A 12,718-nucleotide genomic window follows, 5' to 3' on the forward strand; every position below is an offset into this window, starting at 1 on the left:
GCTACAAAAATACAAGCAAAATGATTGGGGTTGGTGGCTCTCGTCGGGGAAAATTTGGCTTTGCACTGCATGGGGTAGCAGTTATGGTCGCGCAGCGACAACAAACATGACGAATAAAGCCGCTATGGGAGACATCAACGCAATCGATTCCGTCGGTATGTTGACGGCGTTGATCAGCCACCTGTGTTTGCCGTCTGGAGCATATGATCCAGACGAAGGACGATTGCTCGTAAATTCAGCATGGCGCGAAGCCTATGACGAGAGTGTCCAGGTCGGCGAATGGGTTTCTCCGGACGCGGTTGAAGGTCTGTCGAAACCGCTGGCCGAACTTTCCGGACGGCTTCTTGATATTGGCGGCTACCATTATATCGAATGCGGGTTCCGGGACTCTGCATGTGTGTTGTTCGGCTGGAAGCTGAGTATCGGTCGGCGCACCTATATCCGCTTTACAACCATTGAAGCCACCGTTTCATCGGGCATCGGATCGTTGATTTCACCGCAACCGGTGTTGCTGGTGGAAACCAACGGTCGCCTGCGCAGCACCAATTGCGCAGCAGAGCAGCTTGCCCTTGAAATGGGCATGGCATCGCCGCTTGATCTGATGCATCCAAGCGACCAGCGCCCGCTGGTCAGTGACGAAGGTCCGCAATTTGACACCGACAGTCCGCGCACCGTCCATTACGGGCAGCGGTTCTTCCAGTGGCAATATATCACGCTGGAAAATTCGGGCTGTCTGGTGCTGTTTGGTCAGGAACGCACGCGCGAGGAAAGCTATCGCCGTGCCCTTGAACATGCGGTGCATGGTATTATCGAGCTGAATGCTGAAGGCACGATTACCAATGTGAACGAAGAAACCGCGTCACTGTTCAATTATGATTCCGTACGCGAAGTGACCCAGGCCTATTTTCGCCATCCCGAAACCTTTTATGCCAGCGACAGCGACCGCATTCAGCTGCGTCGTGATCTTGCATCCGGCAAGGGGGTTCAGGCCCGCGATATTGAAATGCGCCGAGCCGATGGCAGCCAGATCTGGGTGCGGGTGAATGCCACCGAAATTCGTGGCGAAGGCGGAATGCTGCTGGGCTATAGCGTTACCATCACCGACATTACCAAGAACCGTCAGGCGGAATATGATCTGCGTCGGCGTCAGGAACGCTATCGCGCCTTGGTTCAGACGGCGGGCAGCGTCATCCTGTTCCTCGATGCCGAGGGGCGCATTCTGGAATATAACCGCGAATGCGAATGGACGTTCGGCTATTCCTGGATGGAGGCGGCAGGCCAGAACTTCTTTGACTTTTTGCTGGTTGAAGAAGACCGGGCGCGTGTTCGGATGGCAGTGCGCCGGTTGCTGTCGGGCGAAATCATCAAGGATGAGGTCCTTTCATTCAAGCGCCGCGACGGTGAAACCCGCCTGTTGCAATGGAATGCGCGCGCGCATTTCGGCGAAGATGGCGATGTTGCCGGTGTGATCTGTATCGGTCAGGACGTGACAGAAAAACTGTCGGTCGAACGAGCACTCCGCCATGCCGAGGAAAAATTCCGCGGTATTTTCGAAAATTCGGCAGAAGGCCTGTTTCAAAGTATTCCGCTTGGCCCGATCCTGTCGGCCAACCCGGCCTTTGCATCCATCTTGGGCTATGACGCGGTCGAAAGTCTGATTGCCAAGGAGCATGACTGGGCGTTTCATTATCTGAACCCGGTCAATCGTTTGCGGTTTATCGGCCGGTTGCTGCGCGATGGAATTGTGCAGGGCTTTGAAACCGAGATGCGCCGCGAAGACGGCAAAATCATCTGGGTCGAGGAAAATGCCCGTCTTGTCCGCGATGAGAAGGGCCGTCCGACCCTCATTGACGGATCGATCACCGATATTACCGATCGCAAACGCAGCGAAGCGCGCATTCAGTTCCTTGCCCATCATGACGGCTTGACCGGGCTTCCGAACCGGACCCTGTTCCAGGAACGGCTGGCGGCGGCCGTTGCGCGCAGCAAACGCGAACGCTGCCACTTTGTCCTGATGATGTTTGATCTTGATAACTTCAAGGACATCAACGACACGCTTGGCCATCCGATTGGCGATCTGCTTTTGCAGGGGGTTGGCGAACGTATGCGGGTTTGCCTGCGCAACGAGGATGTGGTCGCGCGTCTTGGCGGTGATGAATTCGCAGTTCTGATCCACGAGCCGGGCTCGGTCGAGGAAGTGACCTTTGTCGCCCAGCGCCTGATCGAACGCATTTCCGAACGTTTCATGCTGGATGGCAATGAAGTGCAGGCATCGACCTCGGTCGGGATTTGCATGTATCCGCAGGATGGTCGCGATGAAAAGGACCTGCTACGCAATGCGGATCTGGCGCTTTATTGTTCCAAGGCCGAGGGGCGCAATCGCTATCACTTCTTTGAACCGAAACTTCAGGTCGAGGTTCAGGAACGCAAGGCGATGGAACGCGATCTGAGCCATGCGATTGAAAATGACGAGCTGGAGCTGTTCTATCAGCCGATCATTGATATCGTCGGTCATCGCATCATCGGCATGGAAGCACTGGTGCGCTGGTTCAGCCCGTCACGCGGCCAGGTCAGCCCGGTTGATTTTATCCCGGTGGCTGAACGCATGGGCATCATTGCCGATATCGGCAAATGGGTGCTGAAACGTGCCTGCGAACAGACCAAGGCATGGCGCGATGCCGGCTATGGCCAATTGACCATATCGGTCAATCTTTCGCCGCTTGAACTGGCCCGTCACGAAGACCTGATTGAAAGTGTCGGCGAAGTGCTTTCGCGCACGGAACTTGATCCCCATCAGTTGCAGTTCGAGGTGACCGAGGGGGCCGTGATGGACAATCCGCGCGAAGCCGCCATCACGCTTGGTATCCTGCGAAATCAGGGCATTCGCATTGCGATTGATGATTTCGGGACGGGGTATTCGTCGCTGGCCTATCTCAAACGCTTCCCGGTGGACAAGATCAAGATCGACCGGTCCTTCATCATTGATATCGACAGTTCTGATGGCAATGCCGCGATTGTGCGCGCGGTTGTGTTCCTGGCGCGATCATTTGGCATGGCGGTCAATGTCGAAGGCATTGAAACCGAAACCCAGCTTGAACATATCGCGTCCGAGGGTGTCGATGAAGTTCAGGGCTTCTATTTCAGCAAGCCGATCAGTGCCAGCGATATGGAAAGTCTGCTTAAGGCCAACCTGACCTCGCCCGCCCGTTTCCCGGTTGCCCAACCCAGTTCATAATCAGCATTAGTGTTGGTCCAAAAGAAAACGCACCGGAACGGTATCCCGGTGCGTTTGTTGTTTGATGATCGTGACGGCCAGTTATGCCGCGGATTGCTGTTGCGGGTCGCCTGCGACCTTGCACAGCTTGTCGCGATCGATCCGCATGGTCGATGGCATGCGCGGGTTTCGGGTGATTGCGCCCTCACGCCTCAGATTGGCGATCATGCGACTAGCCGTTTCGGTCGTGGTCGCAACGATATTGCCAAGCTTTTCACGGTTGGGCAGCGATACCAGATCATTGTGGGCAGACCACAACAGGAACCGGCAAATCCGGCGCATGGCCGATCCGGTGCCAAAACTGATCTTAAGCTGCTGACCATCCATGACCTCGCTTGCCAGAAGAGATGTCACAGCCGATTGCGTGCGGGCATCGTTTTGCTGGGCAAGACGGATCCGCTGGATCGGGATGCGTTTGATTACCGAGGGTGCGATGGTTTCAATCACAAGCGACGGGTCGGTCACCGCCAGCATTTCAAGGCCGATCGGATCGCCAGGGCGATAAACCCGGCAGACCTGCCTTTCCCCCTGTTCAGTGTATTTGCAGCGCAGTGCTAACCCGGACTGCACAATGTAAACATATGTGTGGTCCTGGCTGTGATGTCCGATGCTGGCATCGGATGGCAAAGTCAAAACGGCGGGTTCGGCAAGTTTTTCCAATACAAGCAAGGCGTCGTCTTTGTTCATGGGGATCTCCCATTGGCAACCTTACAGATACGCGGCAATGCCGTCGCGTATCGACACCAGTCTGTGAACCGGGATGTCCCGGAAGTCGCCGGCTTTACCGGCTGGCATGGGATGATGATCGGATAGAACCACGTCCGTCAGATACAGTTGTGGCGTAAAACCGCCAACAAGGCCCTGAAAGACAGTGCTTGGAAATCCGGTCAGATGGCGACCGGCGGTGCGCGCGGGGATGCGGCAATCGGGCAGAAATCGTGCAGACGTGCCGTAATGTGAAGGGCCGTGACCTTATTAGACAGCCGGATCCGATGGATCAACGGTAATTCAGGTTCAACCGGCATGCCGACCACGTGGTTGCCAAGGCCGCAACTGGCGCACTGGAAGCCATCAAAGGCGTTGGAACTGTGCGGATTGGCAGTGCGATCTGCGGCAAGGTCGGCTGGAACCGAAATGGTTTTGATGCCATTTGCGGTACAGATAATCAGCGGGACATAGGTCTGGGAAACTTCCGTGTTCGACGTCGGCACTGTTTCAAGGGCGACAGGCGCGTGCATGAACCCGAAAAACAGCGCGTTGACCAGCAACAGCCACGCCACACAAAGTGACAGGGTGCGTCGTGCAACCAAGCTGTTGAGCGGTGTGAAATACACGGGTTTCCATCCAGATTGGATAAGGTCTGGAATTTGATAGACCCTTGAAACCCCCATGTCAAAGCATCGAATTGTGAACCAGTTATCAGTTTTTCTTTATAATCGTTCTGATATGCCGGGCCAGGCCCGGCACACCCTTGGCTACGCCGTTGCCTTGCGGGCCGATCTTGCCATGGAAATGCGCAACATAACCACACCGGTTATCGCCACCGCGCCGCCGATCAGGGTCAGGATATCGGGCGTAATACCGTTTAGAGTCCATGCCAGCACAACGGCAATGGGTGGCACCAGATATAAAAAGTTTGCCGCCGATGCCGGCCCGAAATGGCCGATTGCGATGCTCCAGGTGGCATAGCCAAGGGATGCGGAAACAAGACCAAGGAACAACACCGCCGAAATCACCGAAACCGAAGCCACACTGATTTGTGCCATCCCGTCGGGCAACCAGGGTGTTAGCCATAGCGCACCGGTGATCAGTGTCCAGCAGGTGCAGGTGGCCGGGCCATATCGCGCAATCACCCCACGCACCAGAACGAAATAGGTGGCTGACAGCATGGATGCCAGCAAGATCAACGAACTGCCATTGCCAAAACGCATCGGGCCGGGTTGACCAACGGCGATCAGGACAACGCCGGAAAAACTCACCGCTGTGGCAATCCAGGCACCAATCCCGAACCGGTCACGCAGAAACACTGTCGCGAGCATCGCCGTCCAGATCGGTAATGTATTGATGATAAAGCTTGCCGCGCCCGGTGATACCGTTTGCTGCCCGGTATTGAGCAACCAGTTATAGATGCTGATGCCAAGCGCACCGCCCAATCCAAGCCGTGCAAGATCAACCAGCTTGGGCATTTCCGGGCGTTTGATCGCAAGCCAGATCACAGCCGGACAGGCCGCCAGTGTAAAGCGCACAGCGGCAAGGGGCAGGGGATCAAGCCCCGAAAGCGCAACCCCGATCAACGGAAAGGCCGCCGCCCAGGACAGAACCGTAATCAGGGCACAGGCAAGGCCCAAAGTGGCTTGTGAGAACATCAGCATTCCCCTCGTTCTATGCGAATGAATTTGTCTTCTGTCTTGCTGATAGCGCGATCATGAGTGTTGACATAGAACATAGCTTGGGGATCAGATGTGCATATGGTGCACAGCAATGACCTTTCCCTTCCGCCTCTTGCGCTTTTGCCCGCGGTGATGGCCGCGGCGCGCAACGGGTCCTTTTCGGCCGCCGCCAGTGAAATGGGTGTGACGCATAGCGTGATCAGCCGCCATGTTGCACAGGTCGAACAATGGCTTGGCTATGATTTGTTTGAACGCTATGGCCGCGGGGTGCGCCCGACGCCTGATGGGCAACGGTTTTTGCGCGAAACACAGGCGGCGATTGATCTTTTGTCGCAAGGCGCGCAGCCCTGGCGGCAACGCCGTGGACCGGATGTCATCAAAATAAGTTTGCTGCCATCTTATGCCCGGATCTGGTTCCTTAAGCTTGTGCCCGAGATCGAGCGTGATCTGAATGTGCGGCTTGAACTTGAAATTACCGAACGGCTGGCCGATTTCGATGGCGGGCAGACCGACATCGCCATTCGCTGTGGCAAGGGACAATGGCCGGGTACCAAATCAAGCTTGCTGTTTGCCGATGATCTGGTGCCGCTGATTTCCCCCAAGCTCCTCGGCGGGCTCGAACCGCAAAGCCTTGATGCAGATGCAATTGCCAACCTTCCGCTTTTAAATGACAGCGACGCGACCGGGTGGCGGCATTGGTTGGCCGAACATGGGGTTAAGTATCGGCCCAAGCCATCTGATCGCCGCTTAGAGGATTACAGTGTCGGGCTGTCTGCGGCGGATGCCGGCCTTGGTGTGATTTTGGCCCGCCTGCCGTTTGCGCGCACGGCAATTGGAAATCACGACCTGATCATGCTGCCTTTCGCACCGGTTCGAAGCCCGCTTGCGACGTTTTTGGTGCAGCCGGCCTATGACCAGCGCCCGGCTGTGCGTGCGGTGGCAGAGCGCCTGATCACGGCGGCAAAGGCCTGTGATTAAGATCAGCCCCTTGGGAACTTGTCCTATTCGACAGGCGTTAGATGGGCTATAATTTGCAGCAATTTCAGGTTGATATTGCCGCGATCCACAGCAGTCAGGAGCACCCTACCATGACCTTGATCGTTAATGACGGAACGCCGGAAATGCGTGGCCTTTTGGAAAAGGGGCGCAAACGGCTGCGCAACGTCGGCGTGGTGATGCTGATCCTTGGCGTACTGGCGGTGGCCTTTCCCTTTGTCACGACAATTGCCTTTAAAACCGTGATTGGCTGGCTGTTCCTGTTTGGGGCGCTTGGTCATTTTTACGGGGCCTGGAATGCCGATACCCCGACACGGCGCAGCCTTGATGTCGTTCAGGGGATTGTCTTTGCCCTGATTGGCGGCTGGCTGGCCTTCATGCCAGAAGGTGGCATTGTGACACTGACCGTGTTGCTGGCGATTGCCTTTTTGCTGCACGGGATTTTTGAAACCCTGATGGCGCTGTGGCTCAAACAGTTTCCGGGCTGGAAGTGGATGCTGGTTTCTGGCGGGATTTCGGTTCTGGCCGGTGTCCTGATCTTTGCCGAACTGCCAAGCTCCGCCACCTGGGCGATTGGTCTGTTGATTGGCATCAATTTGTTGTCGTCGGGTTTCAGTTATCTGATGGTATCGATGGCGATGGGCAAGGTTTCGCAGGCCTGAAAACCATAAACACATAAGGGGTAAGGCATGGCAAACACGCCACCAGTTGGTGTTCTTGAACGGTGTGATGATGCCTTGTCCGCCCCGGGCCTTAACCGCACCATTCTGATCATTACCGTGCTTGCCATGGCGGGGCATTTTATCCTGATGTTTCCTGGGGTGTTTGGTCTACCCGACATGATGCTGGGCCAACGCACCGCAGACCTGCCGCTTTTGGTTTTGTTTTTGCTGGGTGGCATCCCCATTTTGGCGCAGCTTGCAATCAAGCTTTTGCGGCGCGAAATGGGCGCTGATTTTCTGGCCGCTATTGCCTTTGTTACCGGTGTGGTGCTGGCGGAATATCTTGCCGCCAGCCTGATCATTCTGATGCTGACCGGCGGGCAGGTTCTTGAAGGCTTTGCCATGCGCAAGGCGTCGTCGGCCCTGAATGCCCTGGCCAAGCGCATGCCAAGTGTCGCGCATCGCAAATCCTCCGATGGCGAGATTACGGATATCGCGATTGATGAGATCGACATTGGCGATCTGATCGCGGTCTTTCCGCATGAAACTGCGCCCGCCGATGGCATCGTTGTTGATGGCCATGGCAGCATGGATGAAAGCTACCTGACCGGGGAGCCCTATGTGGTTGCCAAGGCACCGGGCACCAATGTGCTGTCGGGCGCGATCAATGGCGAGGCCGTCCTGATCATCCGGGCGGAAAAGCGCGCGCGGGATTCCCGTTATGCCCAGATCATGGATGTCATGGCCGAGGCCGAACAAAAACGCCCGCGCATTCGCCGTCTTGGTGACCAGATCGGCGCGTGGTTTGCCCCGGCAGCGCTTTTGTTTGCGATCTTGGTCGGGTATCTGAGTGACGATTCATCACGCTTTCTGGCGGTGCTGGTAGTGGCGACACCCTGTCCGCTTTTGATTGCCATTCCGATCACGGTGATGAGTGCGATTTCAATCGCCGCCAGACGCGGTATCGTCATCCGTGACCCGACCGTTCTGGAACGCTTGCCAACCTGTCAAACGGCGATTTTCGATAAAACCGGCACGCTGACCTATGGCCGACCGGAGCTGGTGGAGGTGCTGGCCGGGCCCGACATGGATGGCAACCTTGTCTTGCGACTGGCCGCCAGCCTTGAACGTTATTCGAAACATCCGCTGGCCTCGGCGGTTTTGAATGCGGCGCGGGATCGCAAACTGCCGCTTGATGAGGTTAATCATGCCTCGGAAAAACCGGGGCAGGGCTTAAGCGGGCAGGTGGACGGGCATGAAGTTGCCGTGACCCACCGCAATAAACTGATGAAATCCGACCCCGAGATCGCGGGGCTTTTGCCGGAAACGGCAGCCGGGCTTGAATGCGTGGTGCTGGTGGATGGCAAATATGGCGCGACCTTCCGCTTCCGCGATACCCCGCGCGCAGAGGGCGAAAGCTTCGTCGGGCATCTGGGCGACATCCATCATTTCAACAAGGTGATGTTGCTTTCTGGCGACCGGGAAAGCGAGGTCAGCTATCTTTCGGAACTGCTGGGCATTTCGGAAAGTCTGGCATCGCAAAGCCCGGAACAGAAAGTCGCGATCGTCCGCGCAGAAACTGCCAAGGCCCCAACCCTGTTCATGGGCGATGGCATCAACGATGCCCCGGCACTGGCCGTTGCCACCGTCGGCATTGCCTTTGGCAAGGAAAGTGCCGTCACTGCTGACGCCGCTGGTGCCGTGATCCCCGAAGCCTCATTGGTAACGGTTGACGAGCTACTTCACATCAGCATGGCGATGCGCCGCATCCTTTTGCAAAGTGTCATCGGCGGCATGGTGCTTTCCATCGTCGCCATGGGCTTTGCAGCGGCAGGCTATATCACCCCGGTCGCCGGGGCTCTTTTGCAGGAAGGCATTGATATCATCGCGATCCTTAATGCGCTTCGACTGGCGATCCGGCATAATATTGATGCGGATATTGTCGAGGACTAGAGCGACTGAGATGGAAAGTCGCGGCCCGAATATGTTTGCGGACCGCGACGAAATAGCAGGGTTATGCCGTGCGCAATTTGCGTTGCGGGCGGGCGACCAGCAGGTAATCCAGAAGCCAGATGACAATCATGGATGCGCCAACGGTCGGATAGATGATGCCGCCAATGACAAGGATGGCGGTGACCGTTTTAAGCTTGCCTGTGTCGCGCGGCATCGGCGGGACGCCAAGGGCACCGGCTGGGCGTCGTTTCCACCACATCACACCAGCCGATACCGACATGAAAATGATCAGGGCACAGATCACCAGCAGGATGATCTGATTGGCGATGCCAAATTCCTGACCCATGTGAACATTGATGCCAAATTCCATGATCTTGCCGAACGGCCCGTAATCGGCATAGCCCATATCGATCAGGGGCCTTCCGGAATATTGATCCAAGTGAATGACCCGTTGCAGCGACAGGTCATCGGGATAGATCGACGCCGAATAAACCCCGGTTTCCGAGCGCGGCAGGGCCACGACATATCCCGGTGTGAGCCCCATATCGTTAAAGGTTGCGACGGCCTGATCAATGCCGATGGGGTTCGGCTTTGTCACCGGATTGGCTCCACCATCAACCGATTGCGGCAGCGGAATGTTTTCGTTGATCCAACTTACGTCGCCAAAGGCATCAATCATCGGAATGGTCGACAGCGGCACATCGATCCGAACGCCGGACGGATATCCATTGGGCGTGCCGTTGGCAAACTGGTTGGCATATTTGCCCCAGAACACCGACCAGAACATGCCGGTTCCGGCCATGAAGATAATGAAAACACCAATGAAGATGCCGGTGACGGCATGGGCATCACGCCACCAGATGCGGCGTTTGGGTGTTCCACGCAGGCTGACAACCCCGCCTTTCTGATTGCCGCGCGGCCACCACAAATACATCCCGGTCAAAACCAGAAGGATCGCCCAGCCTGATGCAATTTCAATGATGTAATTCGGGATGGTGCCAAATTCGGCAAGGCTGTGAATGCGCCGGACCACCCACATGATGGTAGTGCGATCGGGCATATGCCCCAGAACGTCACCTGTATAAGGATTAACGTAAACCGCCTCGCGCCCGCCGGCCTCAGTGGCAATGACGATTTCACTGCTGCGATCCGGACTTGCCGGGGGCATGACCTTGGCGGCACTGCCCGGAACGGCAAGAAGGGCCGCGTCAATCTGTTGGCTTATCGGCAGGGGCGCTTGGCCCGATGCCTCAACGAATTTAAGGTCGGCGTGATACCAGTCATCGATTTCATCGCGATAGATGTAAGCCGCCCCCGTGATCGCCATCAGGATCATGAAGGGCAGGATCAGAAGACCGGCATAAAAATGCCAGCGCCAGACAGCGCGATACAGGCTTGTATTCCCCTGTGATGCCGGGGATTTGGAAGTTTCAGTCATGTTTCTTGTCCATGCATGTGCGCAAGGCGTGCGAAGGTGTGTTGGCACGACAAGGGCACAGGTAATTTTGGGAAAAAGCAGATCTGAACGCGCAATTATCCTGTCATGGAACTTGCGGTTTTTTCAGGCGTGCTAAGGCAAATGGTCAAGAAACAGCAGGCGGGGCGCGTGGCGATGGCGCAAGCGCACAGAAAACGTGCTTGCGCGCGGTAATGTGAAGGGCAGCAACTGCGTTGCTAAGTTCGATTGCTTCAAGTTCGGGAAGTTCCGGCGTCACCGGCATGCCAAAGGCATAATTGCCCAAACCGCACAGTGCACATTCAAAGCCATCTGGCGCGTCTGCATTCTGGCCTGGTTCGTCGGGCAGGCCATCGGCGCGGACCAGAACGGTTTTGAAAGTGGATCCGGTGCAAATGACAATCGGAATGCGCACCACCCCATCCATCACCGAGGCCAGCGATGCCCCGTTGGCCTTTGCCATGGGAATATGCATGAAGCCAAACATGATGGTGTTGGCAAGGAAAAACACAGCCACCAGTGCCGAAAGGCCCTGTCTGAACATCAGACTGATCTGGTGTTTGCGTTGCACGTGTTGCGATCCATCAAGCTTTGTCTGGATCGTGTTTATGCCCTTCACCGGGATGTGTCAAAGGCTTCCAGTTTTGGGAAGGTCAGATTGCCCAACCGCGCGCGTGATTTCGGCAATGGCATTCGCGATGCCGTCTTCATCGGCGATCTTGCTTGCGATGCGTTCTGCGTTATTGCGATAGGACGTCGTTTCAAGGACCGTTTTGATCCGACGGGCCAGCATCGCGGCATCAAGTTTTGCGGGCTTGATCGGGCGTGGCGCAACGCCAAGCCTGTGCAGGCGCTTGGCCCAGAAAGGTTGATCACCGAAAAACGGAATGATGATCGATGGGCGACCGGCGCGCATGGCGGCGGCACAGGTGCCAGCCCCGCCATGGTGAATGACGATATCGACCTTGGTGAACAGCCAGTCATGGGGAACTTCGCGCACTGCAAGGATGTTGGCGGGCCAGTTAATGTTTTCCATGCCACCCCAGCCGGTTGCGATGATGGCGCTAACATTGGCCTGCGATACCGCCTCGGCAATCATTTCGGCCATCGCCGTCGGATCATTGCCGGGCATTGATCCGAAACCGATATAGATCAGGTTCTTTTGGCTTTCGACAAAGTTTTGTAATGCCGGATCGGGTGGGTTTGTTTGGGCGGCTCCGTCCAAAAACCAGTATCCGGTGACGGTCGCGTGTTTCGGCCAGTCATCGGGTCGGGCAATCACCGCGTTGCTAAAGGCATGAATGATGCGAAGCTTGCCGGATTGGCAGGACTTCACAATGTCCAAAGACTTGGTCTCGATCCCGTTTTGACGTCGTACCGCCCATCGGCAAACTTGCCGACGCAGCGTTGCGTTCAAAACCCGGTAGATAAGTGTGCCGGTCACGCGGTTGTACCAGCGACCCAAGGTGCCGCTTGGGCCAATATCGGGAATGCCCATATGGGGATAATCGCCGGTCGGGATGAAGGACGGGATCAGTTGGGCCATCACAACCGGGATGCCGAAATGCCTGCCAATTGGCAGTGCGCCAAAGGTTTTCGGATGAAAAACAATGACGTCGGGTTTGCCCTGATCAATGGCGCGGAAAATGTCATCAAGCAGTGTGTCCTGAAGACCGCGCGCCTTTTTGCCGATGGCAAATAACGACCTCAGTTTTTGAAACGCCGATGCCTTCGGATCGGAAGCGTGGGCAAATTGTGGATCATCCATAAGCGCAATCAGCGCATCGGTCAGGGGCGCGAATTCAAGGTCTTGATCGGTGACAAAATCCGCAAAGCGTTCCGGCGCGACGAGCGTGACCCGATGCCCCTTTTGGATCAGCCCAGGGCCAAGCGCGACAAATGGCTGCACGTCGCCGCGTGTCCCATAGGTCATCAGCATGACATGCATGGTGCGTCCTTTCCGCCGTCACAATTGAGGCCAAAGAAA

10 protein-coding genes are annotated in these 12,718 nt (G+C 56.3%); 4 read left to right on the top strand and 6 right to left on the bottom strand.

Going from position 1 to position 12,718, the window contains the following annotated elements:
* Positions 1 to 223 precede the first annotated feature (223 nt).
* On the top strand, positions 224 to 3,235 hold the full coding sequence (locus WBY09_RS17805) for a sensor domain-containing protein (protein WP_286790998.1): 3,012 nt from the start codon (positions 224 to 226) through the stop codon (positions 3,233 to 3,235).
* Between the two features lie 81 nt (positions 3,236 to 3,316).
* Here the strand turns inward: WBY09_RS17805 and WBY09_RS17810 are convergent, their stop codons facing one another.
* The 3 genes from WBY09_RS17810 to WBY09_RS17820 form a co-directional block, all read right to left on the bottom strand.
* Positions 3,317 to 3,961: a Crp/Fnr family transcriptional regulator gene (locus tag WBY09_RS17810; RefSeq protein ID WP_008890258.1), complete on the bottom strand. Its 645-nt coding sequence runs from the start codon at positions 3,959 to 3,961 to the stop codon at positions 3,317 to 3,319.
* Positions 3,962 to 4,161: 200 nt separating this feature from the next.
* Entirely contained in the window at positions 4,162 to 4,608 is a 447-nt protein-coding gene (locus WBY09_RS17815; protein ID WP_336233457.1) for a DUF2946 family protein, read from the bottom strand.
* A gap of 141 nt (positions 4,609 to 4,749) precedes the next feature.
* Positions 4,750 to 5,640 (bottom strand): DMT family transporter, encoded by an 891-nt coding sequence (locus tag WBY09_RS17820; protein ID WP_197146978.1) that lies wholly within the window; start codon positions 5,638 to 5,640, stop codon positions 4,750 to 4,752.
* Between the two features lie 102 nt (positions 5,641 to 5,742).
* On the opposite strand from WBY09_RS17820, the gene WBY09_RS17825 reads away from it, so the two are divergent.
* The 3 genes from WBY09_RS17825 (at position 5,743) to WBY09_RS17835 (ending at position 9,275) form a co-directional block, all read left to right on the top strand.
* Positions 5,743 to 6,642 (top strand): LysR substrate-binding domain-containing protein, encoded by a 900-nt coding sequence (locus WBY09_RS17825; protein WP_064781779.1) that lies wholly within the window; start codon positions 5,743 to 5,745, stop codon positions 6,640 to 6,642.
* 110 nt (positions 6,643 to 6,752) lie between these two features.
* Positions 6,753 to 7,322: an HdeD family acid-resistance protein gene (locus WBY09_RS17830; protein WP_040823471.1), complete on the top strand. Its 570-nt coding sequence runs from the start codon at positions 6,753 to 6,755 to the stop codon at positions 7,320 to 7,322.
* A gap of 27 nt (positions 7,323 to 7,349) precedes the next feature.
* The gene (locus WBY09_RS17835) at positions 7,350 to 9,275 is read left to right on the top strand and encodes a heavy metal translocating P-type ATPase (RefSeq protein WP_336233458.1); all 1,926 of its coding nucleotides are present in this window, start codon (positions 7,350 to 7,352) and stop codon (positions 9,273 to 9,275) included.
* A 61-nt stretch (positions 9,276 to 9,336) separates the two neighbouring features.
* Here WBY09_RS17835 and WBY09_RS17840 read toward each other — a convergent pair whose 3' ends face one another.
* The 3 genes from WBY09_RS17840 to WBY09_RS17850 form a co-directional block, all read right to left on the bottom strand.
* Positions 9,337 to 10,713, bottom strand: coding sequence for a PepSY-associated TM helix domain-containing protein (locus WBY09_RS17840; protein WP_197146981.1), 1,377 nt, complete (start codon positions 10,711 to 10,713; stop codon positions 9,337 to 9,339).
* 145 nt (positions 10,714 to 10,858) lie between these two features.
* Positions 10,859 to 11,302 (bottom strand): DUF2946 domain-containing protein, encoded by a 444-nt coding sequence (locus tag WBY09_RS17845; protein ID WP_252724081.1) that lies wholly within the window; start codon positions 11,300 to 11,302, stop codon positions 10,859 to 10,861.
* Between the two features lie 57 nt (positions 11,303 to 11,359).
* Positions 11,360 to 12,679, bottom strand: coding sequence for a glycosyltransferase (locus WBY09_RS17850; RefSeq protein WP_336233459.1), 1,320 nt, complete (start codon positions 12,677 to 12,679; stop codon positions 11,360 to 11,362).
* Positions 12,680 to 12,718 lie beyond the last annotated feature (39 nt).

It is taken from the genome of Thalassospira sp. CH_XMU1458, assembly GCF_037027205.1.
GTDB lineage: Bacteria > Pseudomonadota > Alphaproteobacteria > Rhodospirillales > Thalassospiraceae > Thalassospira > Thalassospira tepidiphila.

What these genes read in the sequence shown, in the direction of transcription:
- WBY09_RS17840 (WP_197146981.1), bottom strand. Translation starts at nt 10,713, where the DNA reads ATGACTGAAACTTCCAAATCCCCGGCATCACAGGGGAATACAAGCCTG.
- WBY09_RS17825 (WP_064781779.1), top strand. Translation starts at nt 5,743, where the DNA reads ATGGTGCACAGCAATGACCTTTCCCTTCCGCCTCTTGCGCTTTTGCCC.
- WBY09_RS17810 (WP_008890258.1), bottom strand. Translation starts at nt 3,961, where the DNA reads ATGAACAAAGACGACGCCTTGCTTGTATTGGAAAAACTTGCCGAACCC.
- WBY09_RS17830 (WP_040823471.1), top strand. Translation starts at nt 6,753, where the DNA reads ATGACCTTGATCGTTAATGACGGAACGCCGGAAATGCGTGGCCTTTTG.
- WBY09_RS17820 (WP_197146978.1), bottom strand. Translation starts at nt 5,640, where the DNA reads ATGTTCTCACAAGCCACTTTGGGCCTTGCCTGTGCCCTGATTACGGTT.
- WBY09_RS17835 (WP_336233458.1), top strand. Translation starts at nt 7,350, where the DNA reads ATGGCAAACACGCCACCAGTTGGTGTTCTTGAACGGTGTGATGATGCC.
- WBY09_RS17850 (WP_336233459.1), bottom strand. Translation starts at nt 12,679, where the DNA reads ATGCATGTCATGCTGATGACCTATGGGACACGCGGCGACGTGCAGCCA.